This is a genomic window from Aerococcus mictus, from assembly GCF_003286595.3.
Classification (GTDB): domain Bacteria; phylum Bacillota; class Bacilli; order Lactobacillales; family Aerococcaceae; genus Aerococcus; species Aerococcus mictus.
The window spans coordinates 1-19,579 of the sequence record NZ_CP132985.1 but is presented as its reverse complement, the minus strand read 5'-3'; the positions used below and the strand labels follow the sequence as shown (position 1 = coordinate 19,579).

General features: G+C 42.9%; 18 protein-coding genes. 2 read left to right on the top strand and 16 right to left on the bottom strand.

All coding sequences use genetic code 11. From position 1 onward, the window contains the following. Positions 1 to 47 precede the first annotated feature (47 nt). The 6 genes from DBT49_RS00090 to DBT49_RS00065 all read right to left on the bottom strand — a co-directional run bounded on the left by DBT49_RS00090 (position 48) and on the right by DBT49_RS00065 (position 3,143). On the bottom strand, positions 48 to 476 hold the full coding sequence (locus DBT49_RS00090) for a hypothetical protein (RefSeq protein ID WP_070558828.1): 429 nt from the start codon (positions 474 to 476) through the stop codon (positions 48 to 50). A gap of 272 nt (positions 477 to 748) precedes the next feature. Next, positions 749 to 1,000, bottom strand: coding sequence for a hypothetical protein (locus tag DBT49_RS00085; RefSeq protein WP_070558826.1), 252 nt, complete (start codon positions 998 to 1,000; stop codon positions 749 to 751). 2 nt (positions 1,001 to 1,002) lie between these two features. After that, on the bottom strand, positions 1,003 to 1,431 hold the full coding sequence (locus tag DBT49_RS00080; protein ID WP_070558824.1) for a hypothetical protein: 429 nt from the start codon (positions 1,429 to 1,431) through the stop codon (positions 1,003 to 1,005). A 61-nt stretch (positions 1,432 to 1,492) separates the two neighbouring features. Continuing rightward, on the bottom strand, positions 1,493 to 2,266 hold the full coding sequence (locus DBT49_RS00075) for a eukaryotic translation initiation factor eIF-2-beta/eIF-5 family protein (protein WP_181565450.1): 774 nt from the start codon (positions 2,264 to 2,266) through the stop codon (positions 1,493 to 1,495). 4 nt (positions 2,267 to 2,270) lie between these two features. Continuing rightward, positions 2,271 to 2,561 carry a hypothetical protein gene (locus tag DBT49_RS00070; protein ID WP_070558821.1) on the bottom strand — a complete coding sequence of 97 codons (291 nt, stop codon included), beginning with the start codon at positions 2,559 to 2,561 and terminating at the stop codon, positions 2,271 to 2,273. Between the two features lie 366 nt (positions 2,562 to 2,927). After that, a complete protein-coding gene (locus DBT49_RS00065) occupies positions 2,928 to 3,143 on the bottom strand; it encodes a helix-turn-helix domain-containing protein (RefSeq protein ID WP_070558873.1) in 216 nt (71 codons plus the stop codon). A 161-nt stretch (positions 3,144 to 3,304) separates the two neighbouring features. On the opposite strand from DBT49_RS00065, the gene DBT49_RS00060 reads away from it, so the two are divergent. Beyond that, complete coding sequence (locus tag DBT49_RS00060; protein ID WP_070558819.1) at positions 3,305 to 4,120, top strand: helix-turn-helix domain-containing protein; 816 nt, start codon at positions 3,305 to 3,307, stop codon at positions 4,118 to 4,120. Positions 4,121 to 4,174: 54 nt separating this feature from the next. Then, a complete protein-coding gene (locus DBT49_RS00055; RefSeq protein ID WP_070558817.1) occupies positions 4,175 to 5,323 on the top strand; it encodes a tyrosine-type recombinase/integrase in 1,149 nt (382 codons plus the stop codon). 419 nt (positions 5,324 to 5,742) lie between these two features. On the opposite strand, the gene DBT49_RS00050 is transcribed toward DBT49_RS00055, so the two are convergent. The 10 genes from DBT49_RS00050 to dnaA form a co-directional block, all read right to left on the bottom strand. Further along, positions 5,743 to 6,234, bottom strand: a complete 492-nt coding sequence (locus DBT49_RS00050; protein ID WP_070558815.1) for a GNAT family N-acetyltransferase — start codon at positions 6,232 to 6,234, stop codon at positions 5,743 to 5,745. A 125-nt stretch (positions 6,235 to 6,359) separates the two neighbouring features. After that, positions 6,360 to 7,664 carry an ABC transporter permease gene (locus DBT49_RS00045; protein WP_070558813.1) on the bottom strand — a complete coding sequence of 435 codons (1,305 nt, stop codon included), beginning with the start codon at positions 7,662 to 7,664 and terminating at the stop codon, positions 6,360 to 6,362. Beyond that, positions 7,657 to 8,562 carry an ABC transporter ATP-binding protein gene (locus DBT49_RS00040; protein ID WP_070558811.1) on the bottom strand — a complete coding sequence of 302 codons (906 nt, stop codon included), beginning with the start codon at positions 8,560 to 8,562 and terminating at the stop codon, positions 7,657 to 7,659. The genes DBT49_RS00045 and DBT49_RS00040 overlap by 8 nt, the downstream gene beginning before the upstream one ends. 379 nt (positions 8,563 to 8,941) lie before the next feature. Next, on the bottom strand, positions 8,942 to 11,596 hold the full coding sequence (gyrA, locus tag DBT49_RS00035; RefSeq protein ID WP_111846200.1) for a DNA gyrase subunit A: 2,655 nt from the start codon (positions 11,594 to 11,596) through the stop codon (positions 8,942 to 8,944). A 19-nt stretch (positions 11,597 to 11,615) separates the two neighbouring features. After that, positions 11,616 to 13,598, bottom strand: a complete 1,983-nt coding sequence (gene gyrB, locus DBT49_RS00030) for a DNA topoisomerase (ATP-hydrolyzing) subunit B (RefSeq protein ID WP_111846199.1) — start codon at positions 13,596 to 13,598, stop codon at positions 11,616 to 11,618. A 10-nt stretch (positions 13,599 to 13,608) separates the two neighbouring features. Next, positions 13,609 to 14,727, bottom strand: coding sequence for a DNA replication/repair protein RecF (gene recF / locus DBT49_RS00025; RefSeq protein ID WP_111846198.1), 1,119 nt, complete (start codon positions 14,725 to 14,727; stop codon positions 13,609 to 13,611). Then, entirely contained in the window at positions 14,717 to 14,980 is a 264-nt protein-coding gene (yaaA, locus tag DBT49_RS00020) for a S4 domain-containing protein YaaA (protein WP_070558807.1), read from the bottom strand. The genes recF and yaaA overlap by 11 nt, the downstream gene beginning before the upstream one ends. Before the next feature lie 345 nt (positions 14,981 to 15,325). Then, complete coding sequence (locus tag DBT49_RS00015) at positions 15,326 to 16,660, bottom strand: FAD-binding oxidoreductase (protein WP_070558805.1); 1,335 nt, start codon at positions 16,658 to 16,660, stop codon at positions 15,326 to 15,328. Between the two features lie 167 nt (positions 16,661 to 16,827). Then, positions 16,828 to 17,979 (bottom strand): DNA polymerase III subunit beta, encoded by a 1,152-nt coding sequence (gene dnaN, locus DBT49_RS00010; protein ID WP_070558803.1) that lies wholly within the window; start codon positions 17,977 to 17,979, stop codon positions 16,828 to 16,830. Between the two features lie 247 nt (positions 17,980 to 18,226). Further along, a complete protein-coding gene (gene dnaA, locus DBT49_RS00005; RefSeq protein WP_064292855.1) occupies positions 18,227 to 19,579 on the bottom strand; it encodes a chromosomal replication initiator protein DnaA in 1,353 nt (450 codons plus the stop codon).

The window sequence follows — 19,579 nt, the reverse complement described above, 5'->3', positions numbered from 1 at the left end:
TATATGCTCTCAAGCTTTGTGAAAGAAATAAGCACCTTAGTTATCCACTAGGTGCTTTTTATTTGCTCTTTATATCGTTTTAAAAAATTATCTAAGGCTTGGTTCATTAATACATTAGCTTGGGTCTTACCATAACCAACTTCATAAGCAACAACTTTCATTGGTTGCCCTTGTATGTAACGTAAATCTAACATAGTCGCATAAGGCTCCTGCAAAGAATAGATTATGTCTAATTCTCGATCAATCTCCATCACTAAGTTCATGATTTGCTTTTGCTTATGCTCAACAAGGGTGATCATATTTACTAGCTTTTGTTCGTGATGGTTATATTTACTTGTAACCACTTTAGTTGGGCTAATTTCTGAAGTGCGAACGGTCGCCTCTTGTTCTCTTAAACGCTCAATATCACGGGTAAGGCGCTTTATATTGTTTTGCTTACGTTTAATATCTTTTAAAATCTTCTTTGCTTCATGCATAGTTCTCGCTCCTTACCTGCTATCTTTTCTAAAGCGTTCAAATACATAGTTAATCCCTTTTTAGGGTGTCACTTTTGTCACTATCTCAAAGTTTAGCCTTTTTAGGGGCGCCGAAATCGACGATTACTATAAAAGCTAATCACGCTCTAAAGGCTAACAAAGGCCAAAATATAGCCATTCTTCTTTTTAGTGTGTCCGATTTGTTCTCTTTTTTAATCACTAACTAAACAAACTAAAAGCCATCACGCTATATTAAAACGTGATGGTTATTTTTAAGATAGGTTCTTTAATCGATCCACCAATAAGCCATGTATTACTTCAAGTTTATTATCTGAACCTAGTTTTAAACAATCATATTGATCTCTCATTTTTAATACTTTATTGTAAGCTTGTTTTAGCTCTTCATAGGTCTGTATTTCAAAAGGCAAGAGGTTGTTAACGGCTTGTTTTATGTTCTCTATTTCTTCGAGCGTATGAACAATAGTTTCTGTCTCTTGCTTAGATAGTTTTACCTCTTCGCTCATTTCTAATCAATTCTCTCCTTTTCTTTTTGATCGAAATCTAGTGTAAGCTGAATGTTGTGAGGCCTCCAATAGGCGTTCAACAAGTCGCTATATTCTTGTATTAGCCCTATATCTCCTTGTTTTATAGCGCTTGCGGTCTTGCTCATGCTTTTTATTTGGGCATCGATTGACCTAGCGCCTATCTCTTTTTCTTCTTCATTAGTCGCTAAGTAAAAACCACATTGATTTTGATACCTTAAGCCACCAATAGGCACGCGATATTTAATTCTCCAATCGCTAATAATTTGATTTATATGCCTCACGTCATAGCCTAAAATAGCTTGAATCTCATTACTAGTAATAGGTTTCTCCATCCCCTTGGGTAGTAACATGAAGACTTGTTTATAGGAATCGGGTAATGAAGTAATCTTCTCTTTTAATGCTTTATCCATAGCCTTAACCCTTTCTAGAAATTACTCTATTTAGCTCTCAAAAATAAACATATTCCTTACATCATGAAAAGATAGCTTGAAGTGTTTTAGGAACAGAACTAATTCCTTGCCACTCATTCACCTTTTGCTTAATGACTTTCATTAACTGTTCCCTTGATTGGCCATAGTCATTATATAACCCGTTCAAGACCTTACTATTCTCTTCATCATTGCTAAATTGAGTACCTAAGGATTGATTAATATAGTCAAGGTAATCCCTTTTTAAAGCCTTGCAAATCTCGCCATAATGAGAAGAAGAATCATTAGCCTTGTCCTCTATGTCTTGACCAACTTGGTCGCTTTGTTTCCCTTGGTTAATCTTAGTTTGGTTATGTTGGTTCTTTTCGGTTACGTTGTTCTTAGCTATGCTAGACTCTGTTAAGTTAGGCTTAGCTATGTTATGTTCTGTTATGTTATGTTGAGGATCCATCTTGGATCCAATTTGGTTCCATTGGCTATCATCATCATTACTCTTTAAAAAATAAACCTTATTTCTTTCTTCAACTTGTGCGAACTCACCTTGAAATAGTGTTTCACTATATCTATCGTTTTGAAGCGTATTATTTAATTTCCAATGCCTAATACAAATTACTCCACTAGCAAAGTTAATAATAAACGCTGAATCGATTAAGGCTTGTAAATCCTCTTTGCTAGCTCCTATCATTCGCATAGTCATTTTATAGTTATTTAAAAAACCATCGTCATCGCCTTGCATGTTTAAGTGAAAATAGAGGCTTTGGGCGCTTAATGGCAAGTCCAAGAATTGATCTGTTTGAGTAACTTGCTTTGAAAACATTCGCTTATTCGCCATCTTGGTCACCGTACTTATTTAGGGCACCTTGGTCATCATGGTAATACCCGTTAAAAAGGTCTTCAAAGTCCGATAAAACTCTAAATAATGAGTTATCTGCTAAGTAAAGTAAATCTTGATAGTGACGGGCTAAGCTAGCTAGGCTCGTTAGCATGGTTTTATCAGATTTGGCACTATTTACTTTATTTAAGTAGTCTTCTGCTTCATTTATGGCACTCCTAATAGGCGATAGGTCATTATAAACATTCTCTACTTGGTTAATAAGCTTTCTTGCTTTCATCTTCTTACCTCTTCTTTCGTTTATGCTAAAATAAGAGGGTATAGGCATAAACTACAATCAAATTGCCTTGCCATTGCTGAATTTGTCCTTAGCAATGGCTTTTTTTATACCCTCTAAAAATTTCTTCTTTCATAAAGCTTGGGAGCGTTCTATTCTTCTTTTAAGCCTGTTTAAAGACTGATTTTAGACTTAATACATACTTTTCCCTTAGTGATGCTTAACGGGCTAAATACCCTTGTAAAATGCATTTATAAGGCAAGTATATCGATTGAAGCTTATTTTTTAGCTTACATTAATAGCAATCTATCCATTTACTAAAGTTCATCTTTTTCACCTCCTAAAAAAGGTAATAAATAATTAAAATGACTATTCATGACTGTTTCTGTCTAAAAAAATATCATTTAATGTTAAATTAGGAATTTTATTCGTATAAATCTTTAAAATATCGATCATTTCTTTTTCTTTAAATTGATTTAAACCTCTTTCTTTATTTCTATATGCAACAATGCCTATATTTAATTTTTGAGCCATTTCTTGTTGAGTTATGCCTAGCATTTTTCTATACCCTAGAACTTTGTTCATCTCATCACCTCCAATTTTCGTCATGAATAGTCACAGATCTCTATAACTATAATTTAGCATTAAAAAAATCCATCGTCAATAATTAAATGACTATTTATGACGGTTTTCTATTCATATTTAAGTCAACCTAATGTATAATCAAACTACAAGGAGGAGGTTTTATGAAGATAAAGAGCGTAGATTTGGGGTTACGCATTGAGTCTATAAGAAGAAATTTAGGGCTCAATAAAACAGAATTTGGCAAATTATTTAAAGCTACAGGTAGCCTTGTTAATAAATGGGAAACTGGTCAAGTAATACCCAATGAAGAACGTATTAAAGACATTGCAGACCTAGGAAATATTTCTGTTAATGAATTACTATATGGTAATATTGATTCTTTTATTTTTGAAACCTTAACAGACGAAATTGAAAGGGATAGTCGTCTAAGAGAATTAGCTATAGACTTTATGAATCACGCTATGACACGCGTTTTTATAACAGGAGAAGAAAAAAAATATATTCCTGCAAAGTTTAATGACGTTGATAAGAAAAATTTTTTTCAAACGGATGACCTTGTTTTTATGCTAAGCGGCGAAATAGGAGATATAGTAGATTGGATAAAAGAATTTTATAAAGAAGATCCTGTTCCTTATGACGCAGAAAAAATTATTCGCTATGGGTGTATGTATTTTGAACAAAAGATTTCCCGCCGACAAACTCTTGACTTAGTAGAAAAATATGTTCATATAAAATCTTTTTTAAAACAAAATTCCTATTCCAACATTTTTGAGGACAAAAGCCTAGAAAATATCCTTAATTACTATATTGAGCAGGAAGACGGACTTGAAGATGATTATAAAACGGACTTAGAAACCATTAAAAGGGTCGCCATAGAAGAGTACTATGAATCTCAACTATCCTCACTAACCGATACCTATTTAAAGAAATCGGGAGAAATTATTTCTGAGTACATTAAACAAAAAGATGAATTATAGACACGATTTTCTTCTTTCATAAAGCTTGGGAGCATATAGTGAAAGGAGATCAACATGGCTACTTATAAGCAATATAGCAATTCCAAAGGTAAATTTTGGGAGGTTAAAGCTTATTTAGGCCTTGATGAGGAAACAGGTAAGCAAGTACAAATTTCTAAAAGAGGCTTCAAAACAAAAAAGCAAGCCGTTGATTACTACAAACAGCGACAAAACTTGTTTGATAGCGATCTGGACTTGCAAAATAATTCTTTAAATGTAGAACAATTATATCATGAATGGCTAGATCAATATAAGCTTGACGTGCAGAAGAGTACCTTAAGAGTAACAATGACTAATTTTAAATTGCATATCTTACCATCACTTGGAAAAATAAAAATTGACAAGCTTAAAACGCGAACTATTCAAAATCTCGTCAATGAATGGCACAAGAGATATAAAAAACACAAGGAGATTTTTAACTTACTCAAGCGATTAATGAAATACGCTGTAACCATGGATTATATTTTTACTAATCCTTGCGATAAAGTCATCATTCCTAAGAAAAAAATAGAGTATTATTCGCCTAGTCGTGATCGGGATTTCTACAATAAAGACGAACTAGAGGAATTCCTAAGAATCCTTGAAAAATCAAATAAGCCTATGTGGTATTGCTTTTTTAGAATATTAGCTTTTACAGGGCTAAGACGTGGTGAAGCCTTAGCGCTGACTTGGAATGATATTAACTTTAAAGAATCAACTTTATCAGTCAACAAGTCGCTAAGCCGTGGTAATGACGGTCTATACATAGGCAGACCTAAAAACGAAAGTAGTATAAGGACAATAGGCATTGATCAAAACACGCTATCCGTTATTCACCAATGGAAAAAGAAACAAGCTCAAGAGTTTTTAAAGTTAGGGCAAAATCTACTAAGTTCCGATCAGTTCCTATTCAGAAAAGCAGATATAAATTTTCCAATTAATCAATCTGCTCCTAGAAATTTTCTTTACCGCTTTTGTAAAAGTAATGAATTACCTATGATTAATATACATGGCTTTAGGCATACGCATTGTTCTTTGCTCTTTGAGTCTGGTGTTCCAATAAAAGAGGTTATGGAAAGACTAGGCCATGCCGATATCCAAACCACCATGAATATATACACGCACGTTACACCACAAAGTAGAGAAAAATCAGCTAATAAATTCGCTAAATACGTCAATTTTTAGATTTATCACGTAAATATCACGCAAATTTTAGAATACTAATCATATAATTGCTTATAAACCTTGTTATGATAGCCTTTTTAATAGATATGGGTTCAAATCCCATCGCCTGCATAAATAGAGTGCGACGGGTGCACTAAAGATCGATACCACTGGAGTTAAAGAGCAAAAATTCTTGAAAAGAATTTCTTGCTCTTTAGTGAAGTGGAGATCGATCTGCACCCGGAGCACGTTTGATAAGGATGTGAGGACGCCGTCAGAAACTTGAATCATTGGAGGAAAATACCATAAGCACAGCAAGTCTGTGCGTTGGAATTTTTTGAAATGACTTCAAGTTTGGCGTCCGAACTCAACTAAAGAGTGTGACAGTCACACCAAGACACAAAAAGGAGAGGCTTCAAAGTCTCTCCTTTTTGCATACCTTAAATATGTTTTTCCAAATAGACAGTATCTAGCCACTGGTCAAATTTATAGCCCACCTGGTGCAAGTGACCCACTAATTGGTAACCATTTTTTTGGTGGAAGTTGATACTGACCTGGTTATCCGCAGTTACTAGAGCCAAGATGGTTTTTATCCCTTGGGCCTTCAAATCCCGCTCCACCGTCTGATAGAGGGCGGTACCTAGTCCTTTCTCGCTTTTATTGACTTGGCTGTAGATGGAGATCTCAGCGCTATAGCGGTAGGCAGAACGCTCATGGAAGGGGTGGGCATAGGCGTAGGCCAAGACCTGTCCTTGGTCATTACAAGCAACATAGTAGGGAAAATCTTGGGCAATTGAATGAATCCGCTCAGCCATTTCCTCACTAGTTGGCGGCACTTCTTCAAAGGTAAAAGTAGTCTCCTCCACATAATAACGATAAATATCCGCTAAAGCCTGACTATCCTCTTTTCTCACCGGTCTGATTTGCATCATAATCCTCCCTCATTGTTTTTAATCTCCTATAGTGTAACCCTTTGCCAATAAAATTACCCGATAAAATAGAAAAACCATGTAAGTTTTTACCTACATGGTTTTTTGTTTACGTTTTGAGTGCTTGATTATTTAGTATTGACTTGGCGTTCGCTCTTCCAGAGAGAAATGGATTGCTTGAAGGTATCCCAAGGTCCCTTATCACTGTAAGCCAAGACATTGCTCTTGTAGAGGGTAGTGGCAAAGATAAAGATCAGTACCATGGTTATTAGAGAAACCACAATGGCCATAATGACTCCCGGCCATTCCACTGAATGATCCGCTAAACGGAAAGGCATCACGAAAGGCGTAAAGAAAGGAATCTGTGAGGAGATCCGGTAGAAGGCGGTATCGGTTCCAGCCTGTTGGCCAAAGATTCCAATATAGAAACCGATCAGACCTAACCAGATCACGGGTTGGGACACCTTTTGGGCATCTTCGGTCTTGGTCACCAAGGAGCCTAGGAAAGCAGCTAAGGCAATATAGGTCACAATCCCCATCAAAGCGAGGAGCCCGCTGATCAGTAACATGGTCAAGTTATTGGAGAGGAAGGCTTTGATATCAAAGGCCTGGGTAATTTCCTCCGGTAGGCTGAGAATGCCGAATTGGGTGGATAAGATCCGCCATAGGATAAAGAGGAGGACATAGATCCCAACTTGGGTCAGGATCATGAGTACCACTCCCAAGAGTTTGCCGTAGAAATGAGTCTTAGCAGGAATACTGGAGAGGATAATTTCCATAATCCGTGAGCCTTTTTCGGCTGCCACTTCTTGGATGATGATATTAATAAAGAACATCAGGAAGTAGAAGATGATAAAGGCAGCCATGGAAGCGACCCCAGTCCGTCCCATCTCATTCATGGCGTCCTTGTTTTCTTCAGCAACGCTGCCGTCCTCTTTGACATTGATGGAGACTTCTTCAATCGGTACTTGGGCAGTCATCAGACTTTGGAGTTGGTCAGGGGCAATCCCAGCAGCCTGGGCATTGACCATCATTTGGTACTGGCTCAAGGTTTGTTGCAGGTTCACCTTGGCATTTTGGCCTAGATTGCTCTTCCCGTAATAAGTCGCTTTGAGCTGACCATCTTCCTGGTTCAACTTCAGCATCCCATCGACTTCGCCGTCAGCTAGGGCTTGACGGGCTTGGTCTTGATTTTGGTCAAAGTTGAAGGCCACGTTATGATTATCCATGGTCTTGAGGACTTGGACCATCCCAGGGTCTGCATCAACAACTGCAATTTGGTCCGGCGAACTCGTTTCACTCTGGGAAACAAAGTAGGCCACCGCAGCAATAATCCCGATAAAGATAAGGGGAGAGAGGACCATAAAGATAAAGGATCCTGATTTGACATTCTTACGATAGACTTGGCGAATAACGACCCATAATTTACTCATTGTGTCCACCTGCTTTCATTTTGAAGATTTCTTCCAGTGTTGGTGGTTGTTGGCTGAAGTGGCGGATATAGTTGCCATGGGTCAGCGTTTGGAAGATAGCTGGTCCATAAGACTCATCAGTCAGGTAGAGGCGGTAGTAGTTATCTTCCTTGATCCCCACATGGTCGACCCCTTCCAGAGCTTGTAACTGGTCCTTGGTCCAATCCGGCGCTTCCACTTCAATCCGGGTCCGGCCGAAGCTTTCCCGAATTTCGCGGATCTTTCCGTAGAGGACTTGCTCGCCGTCATGGATCATCAGCATATCGTCACAAATGGCCTCGACATTATTCATATTGTGACTGGAGAAAATAATCGATGAGCCCTTATCACGCAGGTACAAGATCCCAGCCTTCAAGAGGTCCGCGTTGACTGGGTCCAAACCGGAAAAGGGTTCGTCCAAGATAATAAAGGCGGGTTCGTGGATCAAGGTCGCAATCAATTGAACCTTTTGTTGGTTCCCCTTAGACAGACTATTGATCTTATCCGTCCGCTTACCTTTAACCTCAAAACGATCCATCCACTCATCAATACGGTCAAGAACCTCCTGTTTCTCCATTCCCCGCAGCTGGGCAAAGTACAGAATTTGTTGCTCAATGGTCATCTTCTCATAGAGCCCCCGTTCTTCGGGGAGGTAACCAATAGTCTCATAAACCTGGTCACTCATAGGTTGGTCGTTCCATAAGACTTCCCCACCATTCTCTGGGGTTAAAAAGTTTAAGATCAAGCGGAAAATAGTAGTCTTTCCTGACCCGTTTCGACCGATCATGCCCAAGATTTTGCCTTGTTCAAGATCGAAAGAAACATCATCCACCGCCACTAAATCGCCAAAAGTCTTACGTAAATGACGTGCTTTTAACATGGGCAATGTTCCCTCCTTAATAATCATTCGATAAAACCGCTTACATATCCATCACTATTTTATTACGATAGAAAAGGAAAATCTATTCATAGCCTAAGCATGGATAAATAGTCAGTATTACGGAATAAATATACTTTATTAGTTAATTTTTGTCATATATATCTGACTAAGTTCAGTGTAAAGGACTTGAGAAACAAAGTCAACAAGTAATCGGTTATTATTTGTTATAAGCCACAATTTCCTTGTTAATCATTATAATTGAGCCTTTATCTCCCCAACAAGTTGCAACAAAAAAAGAGTGCTCCTAAAGTTGATAAAAATACAACTTTTAGGAACACTCCAGATTTTATCATCACTCAGTCATGTGATTTTTATTTAATTAGTCTTCATCGGATCTTTGACTATCATCTTCCTCTAAGAGTTGATTAGAGAAGTCTTGCATTTTGCTTTGGATGTGGTCTTGGCTGAGACGGGCTGTATCTTGGTCGTCACCTGAATCAATATCAGGGTCACTTAAGCCGGTTTCGGTGGCGTATTGACCTTGTTGGTCTGGATCAGCTTCCACAGTCTCTGCCTCTTCCAATGCTTCCTCATCGTCCTCTGGATCAACAACGGCCATGGTGGACACGTGAGCAGCATCATCTAAGCGCATCAGTCGAACGCCTTGGGTGGCCCGACCGGTTTGGGAGATATCAACGGAATGGAAGCGAATCACGACGCCTTCATCGGTCATCAGCATGATATCTTCATCCAAGTCAACGGTAGCTAAGCCAACTAGGGGACCGTTCTTTTCGGTAATATTGACGGTCTTAACCCCCTTACCGCCCCGGTGTTTGATGCTGTACTCATCGGCAGGCGTCCGTTTGCCGTAACCCTTTTCTGTGACGATCAAGACATCTTGATCAGGGCCTAAAATCGACGCCCCAACCACATAGTCGTCCTTATCAAGGCGGATACCACGAACACCCGTCGCCGTCCGCCCCATAGAGCGGACATCGTCTTCAGCAAAGGAGACCGCATAACCTTGGTGGGAACCGAGAATAATATTATCTTGGCCACTGGTTTGTAAAACAGCGACTAATTCATCGTCATCACGGAGGTTAATGGCAATCAGACCGTTATTTCGGATATTGAAGTATTCCTCAATCGGGGTCCGTTTGACCGTACCTTGTTTGGTGACAAAGAAGAAGTAGTCTTCTGTATTAGCGGCCTTGTTATTTGGGTTCACATTAATGACCCCGCGGACTTGTTCATCTTCTTGGAGATTGAGCAAGTTAACAATGGGGAGACCCTTGGCTGCCCGACCGTATTCAGGGATTTCATAGCCCTTAATTTGAAAGACCCGGCCGCGGTCAGTAAAGCAGAGGATGACATCGTGGGTCGAGGTCGACAGCATGGCATCAATATAGTCGCCATCCTGTAAGGCCATGCCCTTCACGCCACGTCCGCCCCGGTTTTGGGTCCGGTATTCAGAGTCTTCCACCCGCTTGATATAACCCTTACGTGAGAGGGTGATGAGGACATTGCTTTCTTCAATTAAGTCTTCATCTTCTAAATTAGTAATTTCACCCACGCGAATTTCGGTTCGACGTTCGTCACCGAAACGTTTTTCAATTTCTAAGAGTTCTTGGTAGATAATTTCATAACGTTTTTCTTCGCTGGCTAAGACTTCATTCAAGTAGGCAATTTCTTCCATCAAGTCTTGATGTTCATTATCGATCTTTTCCCGTTCCAAGCCGGTCAAGCGGACTAAACGCATGTCGAGGATGGCTTGGGCTTGCTTATCGGAGAGACCATATTGGTCCATAAAGATGGTCTTGGCCTGGTCACCGGTCTTGGATGATCGTAAGATGTTGACGATCTCATCAATGTGGTCTAAGGCGATCTGTAAGCCTTCTAAGATATGGGCTCTAGCTTCAGCCTTTTCCTTTTCAAAGATGGACCGGCGTCGGATAATTTCTTCTTGGTGGTCCAAGTAACGGTTGAGGATTTGCTTGAGACTAAGGGTCCGAGGTACGCCTTGGTCAATGGCCACCATATTAAAGTTAAAGTTGGTTTGCATTTGCGTTTGCTTGAAGAGGTTGTTCAAGATCACGCTAGCGCTGGCATCTTTACGGCATTCAATCACAATCCGCATACCTTGACGGCCGGTTTCATCACGGACCGCGGTAATCCCGTCAATCCGTTTGTCACGCGCCAAGTCGGCAATCCGTTCCACTAACTTGGCCTTGTTGACCATGTAAGGAATTTCGCTGACGATAATGCGTTCCTTACCGCTGGCCATGGTGTCAATTTCTGCCCGGGCGCGGACGATAATCCGGCCTTTCCCGGTTTCATAGGCCTTCTTAATCCCAGCCTTGCCAATCACAATCCCCGCAGTCGGAAAATCAGGACCAGGAATCGCTTCCATCAGGTCTTGGGTCGTTGCCTTGGGGTTCTTCATCAGAATATGGAGGGCCTGGATCACTTCACTTAAATTATGAGGGGGAATATTGGTGGTCATCCCCACCGCAATCCCAGTGGCTCCGTTAACTAAGAGGTTAGGGAAACGAGAGGGGAGGACTTCGGGTTCACGTTCTTCCCCGTCATAGTTAGGGATAAAGTCCACGGTTTTCTTATTGATATCGCGGACCATTTCCAAGGCGATCTTACTGAGCCGGGCCTCGGTATAACGCATGGCCGCGGCTTGGTCACCGTCGACCGAACCAAAGTTCCCGTGCCCATCAACTAACATGTAACGGTAGGAGAAGTCTTGGGCCATCCGCACCATGGATTCATAAATCGCTGAGTCCCCATGGGGGTGGTACTTACCCATAACGTCCCCGACAATCCGGGCTGACTTCTTATAGGGTTTGTCCGGGGTGACCCCGAGTTCATTCATCCCATAGAGAATCCGGCGGTGGACGGGTTTGAGACCGTCACGCACATCGGGGAGGGCCCGGGCGACGATAACACTCATGGCATAATCCAGGAAGGAGTTACGCATTTCATGTGATATTTCACGTGGCGCGGGTTGTTTATGTTCTTCAACCATTGATTATCAACCTTCCTTTCTATAAGTCGATAGTGGCATAAGTCGCATTGTTCTCGATAAAATCACGCCGTGGTGCGACTAAGTCCCCCATCAGCATGGAGATATTCCGGTCCGCTTCCTGAGCATCATCAACCGTCACTTGCAGCATTTGCCGTTGGGTTGGGTCCATGGTGGTTTCCCATAATTGTTCAGCGTCCATTTCCCCCAGCCCCTTATAGCGTTGGACGCTAGGACGAGGACGTTCCGCTAGGGTCTTCATGTAATCATTGAGTTCTTGGTCACTGTTGACATAGTGGATGTTCTTGCCTTGGCGGACTTGGTAAAGCGGTGGCACCGCAATATAGATATAGCCCGCATCGAGAAGGGGGCGCATGTAGCGATAAATCAGGGTTAATAAGAGGGTCCGGATATGGGCCCCGTCGACGTCGGCATCGGTCATAATCACTAGCTTATGATAACGGGCCTTGGTCACATCAAAATCATTGCCCCAACCGGTTCCCATAGCAGTAAAGAGGGAGCGAATTTCCTCATTGGCCAGGATCCGATCCATGGAGGCCTTCTCCACATTCAAGATCTTCCCACGAATAGGTAAGATGGCTTGGAAGTGACGGTCCCGGCCTAATTTGGCTGAGCCGCCCGCAGAATTCCCTTCGACGATGAAGAGTTCGCATTCTTCTGGCACCCGGCTAGAACAGTCAGCTAATTTACCCGGCAGGTTAGAGATCTCTAAACCTGACTTCTTCCGGGTCATTTCCCGGGCCCGTTTAGCCGCTTGCCGAGCCTTAGAAGCCAAAATTCCTTTATCAACAATTTGCCGGGCAATGTTTGGGGTCTCATATAGGAATTGTTCCAAATGTTGACCAAAGAGACGGTCAGTAATGGTCCGAACTTCCGAGTTCCCCAGTTTCATCTTGGTTTGCCCTTCAAATTGAGGATTAGGGTGGCGAATCGAGACAATCAGGGTTAAGCCTTCACGGACATCTTCCCCGGACAAGTTATCATCTTTTTCTTTGAGCAGGTTCTGACTGCGGGCATAATCGTTGATGGTCCGGGTGAGGGCGGTCTTAATCCCCGACTCATGGGTCCCGCCTTCAAAGGTATGGATATTGTTGGCAAAGGACATGAAATTGCTATGATAGCCAGCCGTATATTGGAAGGCGACTTCCACTTCAATATCATCCATTTGTCCTTCCAAGTAAACCGGTTCTTCAAAGAGGATTTCCTTATTTTCATTCAGATATTGGACGTATTCTTTAATCCCACCTTCATATTGGTAGGCGACTTCCTGGGAATCTTCCTCGCGGCGGTCTTCCAGGGTAATATGCAGGCCCTTATTCAGGAAGGCCAGCTCCCGAACCCGTTTATTGAGGGTTTGGAAATCATAGTCCGTGGTATCGGTAAAAATCTCAGGATCGGCCACAAAATTTACCACGGTACCGGTCTTATCGCTTTCACCGACGACTTTCAAGTCGGAAACGATATGTCCGCGGCTATATTCTTGCTGGTAAATCTTACCATCCCGGTAAACTTCGACCCGGAGCTTGGTTGAGAGCGCGTTAACAACGGAAGCTCCCACACCGTGTAAGCCCCCGGAGACCTTATAACCGCCACCGCCAAATTTACCCCCGGCATGGAGGACGGTAAAGACGGTTTCTACCGCGGGACGGCCGGTTTTTTCCTGGATATCGACCGGAATTCCCCGACCATTGTCGATGACGGTAATGGAACCATCACTTTCAATCTTGATATCAATCTTGTCCGCATAACCAGCCAGGGCTTCGTCAATGGAATTATCGACAATTTCCCAGACTAGGTGGTGGAGACCAGGAGCCCCGGTTGAGCCGATATACATTCCGGGCCGCTTACGCACCGCTTCTAAGCCTTCGAGGACTTGGATTTGACTGGCGTTATATTCTCCGGCCTGGTTGGGCTGATTCTTATCTTTGGGATTATGGTTTTGAGGTTGTTCGTGTTCGGAATTATTTGCTTGATTTTCTGCCATCTTGCTTGATTCACTCCTTCAATTCCACCCGACCCGCCTTAATGGTAAAGAGGTCAGGATCATCAATCTTATCTGCCTGAATGCCTTCCATACTGGTTGTAGTCAGGAAGGTTTGGACTTTTTTCTCAATAGTTTTCAGCAGATGGGTTTGACGCTGGTCGTCCAATTCACTTAAGACATCATCTAATAATAGTATGGGGTATTCCCCGAGGGTTTCGTGCATACATTCAATCTCTGCCAACTTCAAACTCAAAACCGTGGTCCGCTGTTGGCCTTGGGATCCGTATTGTTGAACGACTTTATCATTAATCATTAATTTTAAATCATCACGTTGGGGACCGATTTGAGTAGAGCCCACTTCAATTTCACGTTCTTGGATGGACTGAAATTTGTCCATGAGCTCGGTTTTTAGTTGGTCCACCGTGGACGTCTCATCGACAGTGAGGCTGGCTTGGTAGGCCAGGGTCAGAGTCTCCTTATCCATGGATAATTGGGCATGGATAGGCTTGGCATAAGCTTCCAATTTCTGAATGAATTGGAAACGTTGGACCATCATCCGACTGGCAAAGTCCACCAGCTGTTCGGTTAAGACATTCAAATACAACTTATCATGGGCTTCCCGCCGCTGCAGCTGCTTCAAATAAGTATTGCGCTGCTTGAGCAGGTGCTGGTAATTACTGGAGTCATAGAGGTAAGTCGGGTTCATTTGACTGAGTTCCCGATCAATAAAGGTACGGCGCAGTTGCGGAGCACCCTTGACCAGTTCCAGGTCTTCCGGGGCAAAAAGCACCACATTGAAGGCCCCAATATAGTCACTCAGCCGCTCTTGTTGCAGGCGGTTGAGCTTGGCGATCTTGCCTTTTTTAGTCATGGTCAGAGATAAAGGAATCTCCCCATTCTTCTTGGCGACCCGGCCTTCAATCCGGGCAAAATCAGCGCCAAAGCGGATCACTTCCCGCTCCTTAGCCGTCCGATGACTCCGAGCCAAAGACAGCATATAAATGGCTTCGATCAGGTTGGTCTTGCCTTGGGCGTTGTCGCCGATAAAGACATTGATTCCCGGATCAAAGTCCATGGTGACCTGGTCGTAATTACGGAAGTCCTTTAAGTAAAGTGACTTAAGGTGCATGGTGATCTGCTAGTGGATCGCTTTCGCTAGCCCCTCGAATGGCGTAAATGGCTCCTTCATGCGGAAATTCAACCACTGAGCCGGGATAAAGTTTCTTGCCCCGTCTTTGTTCCTCCTGACCGTCTAAGATCACTGGGTAACTGGCCAGGTAAATTTTCGCCTGGCCTCCGGTTTGGATATAACCCAGTGCCTTCAATAACTGCCCGAGCGTAATATACTCGGTATCGATGGCGACAATATCTACGTCTGACATCACACACCGCCTCCCTTTACTTTAAACTAAAAAAGCGTACTCCAATTCGGTCTCTTAGAGTACGATTTGTCTCCCTTATTCAAGTAATATTATACCCCAAATCCTCTATATAAGCAAAAAGAGGCCCTATTTTCCAATAGAGCCTCTTTTAGTCACTTCCTACTAATGCTTTTTAGAAGTCCATTAAAGCCTAAAAATGAAAGTTTGACATGTGAAATGGACTTTAACGACGAAGAAATAAAAAGATTTAGCAGAGAGTCTTGCGAGCATTCGTTCTGCTTTTGAAATTAGCCATAAAAAAAGCTGGGATAGTCTCCCAGCTTCATTTGCTTTCAATTATCCTTTTTACTCGTCTACTTCAATAACCCGGCCTGGGTTGAGGAGGTTATTGGGGTCAAGGGCTTTTTTAATGGCTTTCATGGTAGCTAATTCCGTTTCAGAGAAGAAGATGGGCATGAATTTCACCCGTTCGAGACCAATTCCATGTTCTCCAGAAGGGAGGCCGCCGTTTTCAGCTAAGAAGTCATAAAGGCGGAGGTCATATTGGTGGAGTCGGTCTTCCCATTCTTGGTCACTGAGTTCCTTCTTCATGAGACAGATATGGATATTACCATCGCCGGCATGACCAAAGAAAGTAGAGGCAATCCCTAGGTCATCGGCAATCTCTTTGGATTTATTGATGGCTTGGGTGATCTTATTGACCGGAACGACAGGGTCATCTAAGCGCATGGGGCCTGCCTTATAAATCCCTGAGAGGATATGGTCACGGATGTCCCAGACGCCTTTTTCCACTTCTCCGCTTAAGAGTTCAGTCGCTAAAGCACCCGCTTTTTGAGCGATTTCTTCCAAGTTTTCCAGATCTTTTTGGATGGCCGCTTCCTGGTTACCACTGAGGGTGACTAAAAGGAAGGCTTGACCAGTTTTACTTGGCATTTCCTTACCGAGCAATTCTTCAGCATAGGTGATGGCATCGTGTTCAAACATTTCCAAGGCGGTAGGTGCCACAGAGGAATGCAAGATTTCATAAATGACCGGTCCTAGTTCTTCTAAGCGTTCGAAACCGATTAAGAGGGAATTTTCATACTGGGGTTCCACCCGCAATTTCAATTGTAACTGACTGATAATGCCCAAGGTCCCTTCTGAACCGATGAAGAGGTCCTTCAAGTCGTAGCCAGAAGAATCCTTATTATTCAAGCTACCGGCATTAATCACTTCACCATTAGCCAAAACCACCCGCATGGAACGGATATTGTCCCGGGTCACTCCATATTTAATGGCCCGCATCCCACCGGCATTAGTGGCCGCATTTCCCGCTACAGTGGCCCGTTTTTCACCAGGGTCAGGGGCATAGAAGTAGCCACTACCCGCTAAGTAGTCGCGCACTTGGTTGAGGGTCACGCCCGCTTCCACGGTCAAGGTCAAGGTTTCCTTATCGAGGTCGAGGATTTGATTCATTTTTTCTAGGTTTAAGAGGATTTCACCTTGAGGATAGGTCCCACCAGCTAGGGCCGTATGCCCACCAATGGTCACGAGTTTCTTGCCCTCAGCTTGGGCTTTCTTTACGGCTTCAACGATTTCTTCTTCATTTTCAGGATAGATAATCCCTTCCGCATGGCCGGCTTCTGATTCATGGATAAAGGTAGTGAGATATTTGTCGTCAACTTGTCTTTCAATTGTCATTGTTATGCCTCCTTTTGTTAACTTTATAGTAAAGTAATCGGTTTCAGCATGCAATGAAAACGCTTGTCTAAAACTGAGCAAGATAAGCTTTTGAAAGAGAAAAAAATTCCAGTAAAAAACGCCCCAATCCTCGCTTGAGAATCAGAGCGTTCCTATTAGTAGATCACTTAGTTACCAGGTGTCCGGATTGGGGTGATGAGTTGAACCATGTTAAATTCATCTTCATCTTCACTTGGGGTCAAGATAAAGGAGTGGGTCGGGTTAACGAAACGAATGACCACATCTTGGCCGCCAAAACTCCGCAAAGCTTCCCGTAAGTAGTCAGGGTTAAAGGAAATTTCCAAGTCGTCGCCTTCAAAGCTTAAAAGACTGAGTCTTTCCTTAACATAACCAATCTCAGAAGAGTGACCGGAAAGAATGGCTTCTTCTTGGGAGAGGGAAAGTTTAACCACATTGTTCTTGCCTTGGTGGCTTAAGATTAAAGCCCGTTCTACCGCGTGAACCAGTTCTTGGGCGTCAACTTTAATTTTAGTGTTGTAGTCCAAGCTCAACAAGCGGTCGGTATCGGGATAGTTCCCTTCCAATAATCTGGAATAGAGGTAGACATTATCAATCTTAAAGAGGACTTGGTTATCGGTGACCATCATTTCAATATCTTCATTATCATCCACTAAACGGGTGAGTTCGGTCAGGGTTTGACCAGGAATATTGATCTCTAAAGCTTTACCTCGGCTTTCTTCCGGCATGGTCAAAGGCACAATCCGTTGACTGAGCCGGTGGGAGTCGGTTGATACCGCTTTCAGTTGCTCGTCGGCCAGGATAAAGTGAACCCCGGTAAAGAGTGGGCGGATTTGTTGGTTAGATACCGAAATAATGGTGTGGTTAACCACCCGCTTAAAGAGATGGCCCGGTAAGACATAGGTTGAATCGGCATCAATCTCAGGTAAGGTAGGGTATTCACTACCGGCCGTCCCATTAAGGTTAAAGACGGATTCTCCCGAGCGGATAACGGTTTGTAAGTTATCTTGGACTTCCAAGGTCAGTTGGTCTTCAGGTAATTTTTTGACAATGTCACCGAGAAAACGGGAAGGAAGAACAATAGACCCTGTCTCAGCAATCGATAACTGGTTACTTTCATCTTCTTTAGAAATATAAATTTCAATCGAAATGGTTGAATCACTACCAGTAAGGATGATTCCTGAATCCAGAACAGCGATTTTAATTCCGGTTAGTATCGGAATCGTTGTCCGTGAGGAAATCGCTCGTTGGACATTGTTTAAATGATCAACAAAGATGGAACGTTTAATTGTAAATTTCATAAAAAGCTCCTTTGCTGGATGCGTGCTTATTTATATATATATTAATAGTATAGTAATAGTAGTAGGTCATGTGGAAGCTGTTGAAAACTTCCTCAAAGAAGTGATCTTAAAACTTTTCCACTTGTGGATAAGTTGTGGGTAGGCTTGTGCCTAACATAGGTATTTATCCACAGGCCTTTTTCTCTTATTAGTTTAGCATAAAAAGCTCACTTTGCCTGCCTCGATGATAGAAGAGTCGGCTAGGTGCCTAACGTTTGAGTAAATTTTGAATACTTTCGACATTTTCCTTAATCTCAGTGGCTGATTTCATGGCTTCTGAGATTTTTTCATGGGCATGGAGGACTGTGGTATGGTCTTTGCCGCCGAATTCTTGGCCAATCTTAGGCAAAGAGGCATCAGTAATTTCCCGCGAGAGGAACATGGCAATTTGCCGGGGGACGACAATGTCCCGTTTCCGTTTCTTCCCTTTTAAATCGGCAACAGTCAGGTCAAAGTAATCGGCCACGGTTTCTTGAATTTCAGCAATACTTGGTACCTTTTTGGTATTGGCGTCGCGATAATTGGATAAGGCTCGCGCGGCGACATCCGGACTGAGTTCTTCTTGGTTCATGACCGCATAGGCTTGGACACTGGTGAGGGCTCCCTCTAGCTCGCGAATATTGGTATCAATTTGACCAGCGATATAGGAGAGGGTCTCGTCTGGGATATCAATGCCGTTCACCTTGGCTTTGTTGCGCAAAATGGCAATCCGCGTTTCCAAGTCGGGTGGGGTGATATCCGTCGATAAACCTTGTTTAAAACGGGAAACCAACCGGTCTTCTAACTCAGGAATTTGACTGGCATCGCGGTCACTGGTGAGGACGATGTGCTTATTATTATTGTAGAGAGCGTTAAAGGTATGGAAGAACTCTTCCTGGGTTGACTGCTTGTTACCGATAAATTGAATATCATCGACTAAGAGCATGTCTACATGACGGTAGGCTTGGTGGAAGTCCGGCATGGTATTGGTCCGAATCGCTTCAATAAAGTCGTTGGTAAAGGTCTCACTGGTGACGTATTTGACAATAGCATCAGGATGAGTCCGTAAGACTTCGTGGCCAATGGCTTGCATGAGATGGGTTTTCCCTAGTCCTACACCCCCATAGAAGAAGAGGGGATTGTAGTCCCGTCCCGGCCCTTCAGCTACGGCTAGGGCAGCGGCGTGGGCCATTTTATTCCCTTCACCTACCACAAAGTTTTCGAAGGTGTATTTAGGGTTTAAGTCGCTATGCCGATTAGCTGGTCGGCTATCAGCTGGGGCACTGGTCGGGCTAACGGCTTGACCGAAGTCTAAGTGATTGCTCCCCGCTTGTTGGTTGTCGAGTGTAATTTCGATCCGAATTTCTCGGCCCAGATAGTCATAAATAACCTGTTGCAGCTGCATCATATAATTGGATTCAATGTGTTTTTTGTGCAGTTGGGAAACAGCTTCGATGTATAAGACATCATGATCCATCCGGAGGGGCTTGAGGCCCAAAATCCAGGTATCGAAACTTCCCTTGGTCAAGTGTTCACGAAAATATTCGCTCACCACTTGCCAAAGTTCCTGTAAAGGATCCAT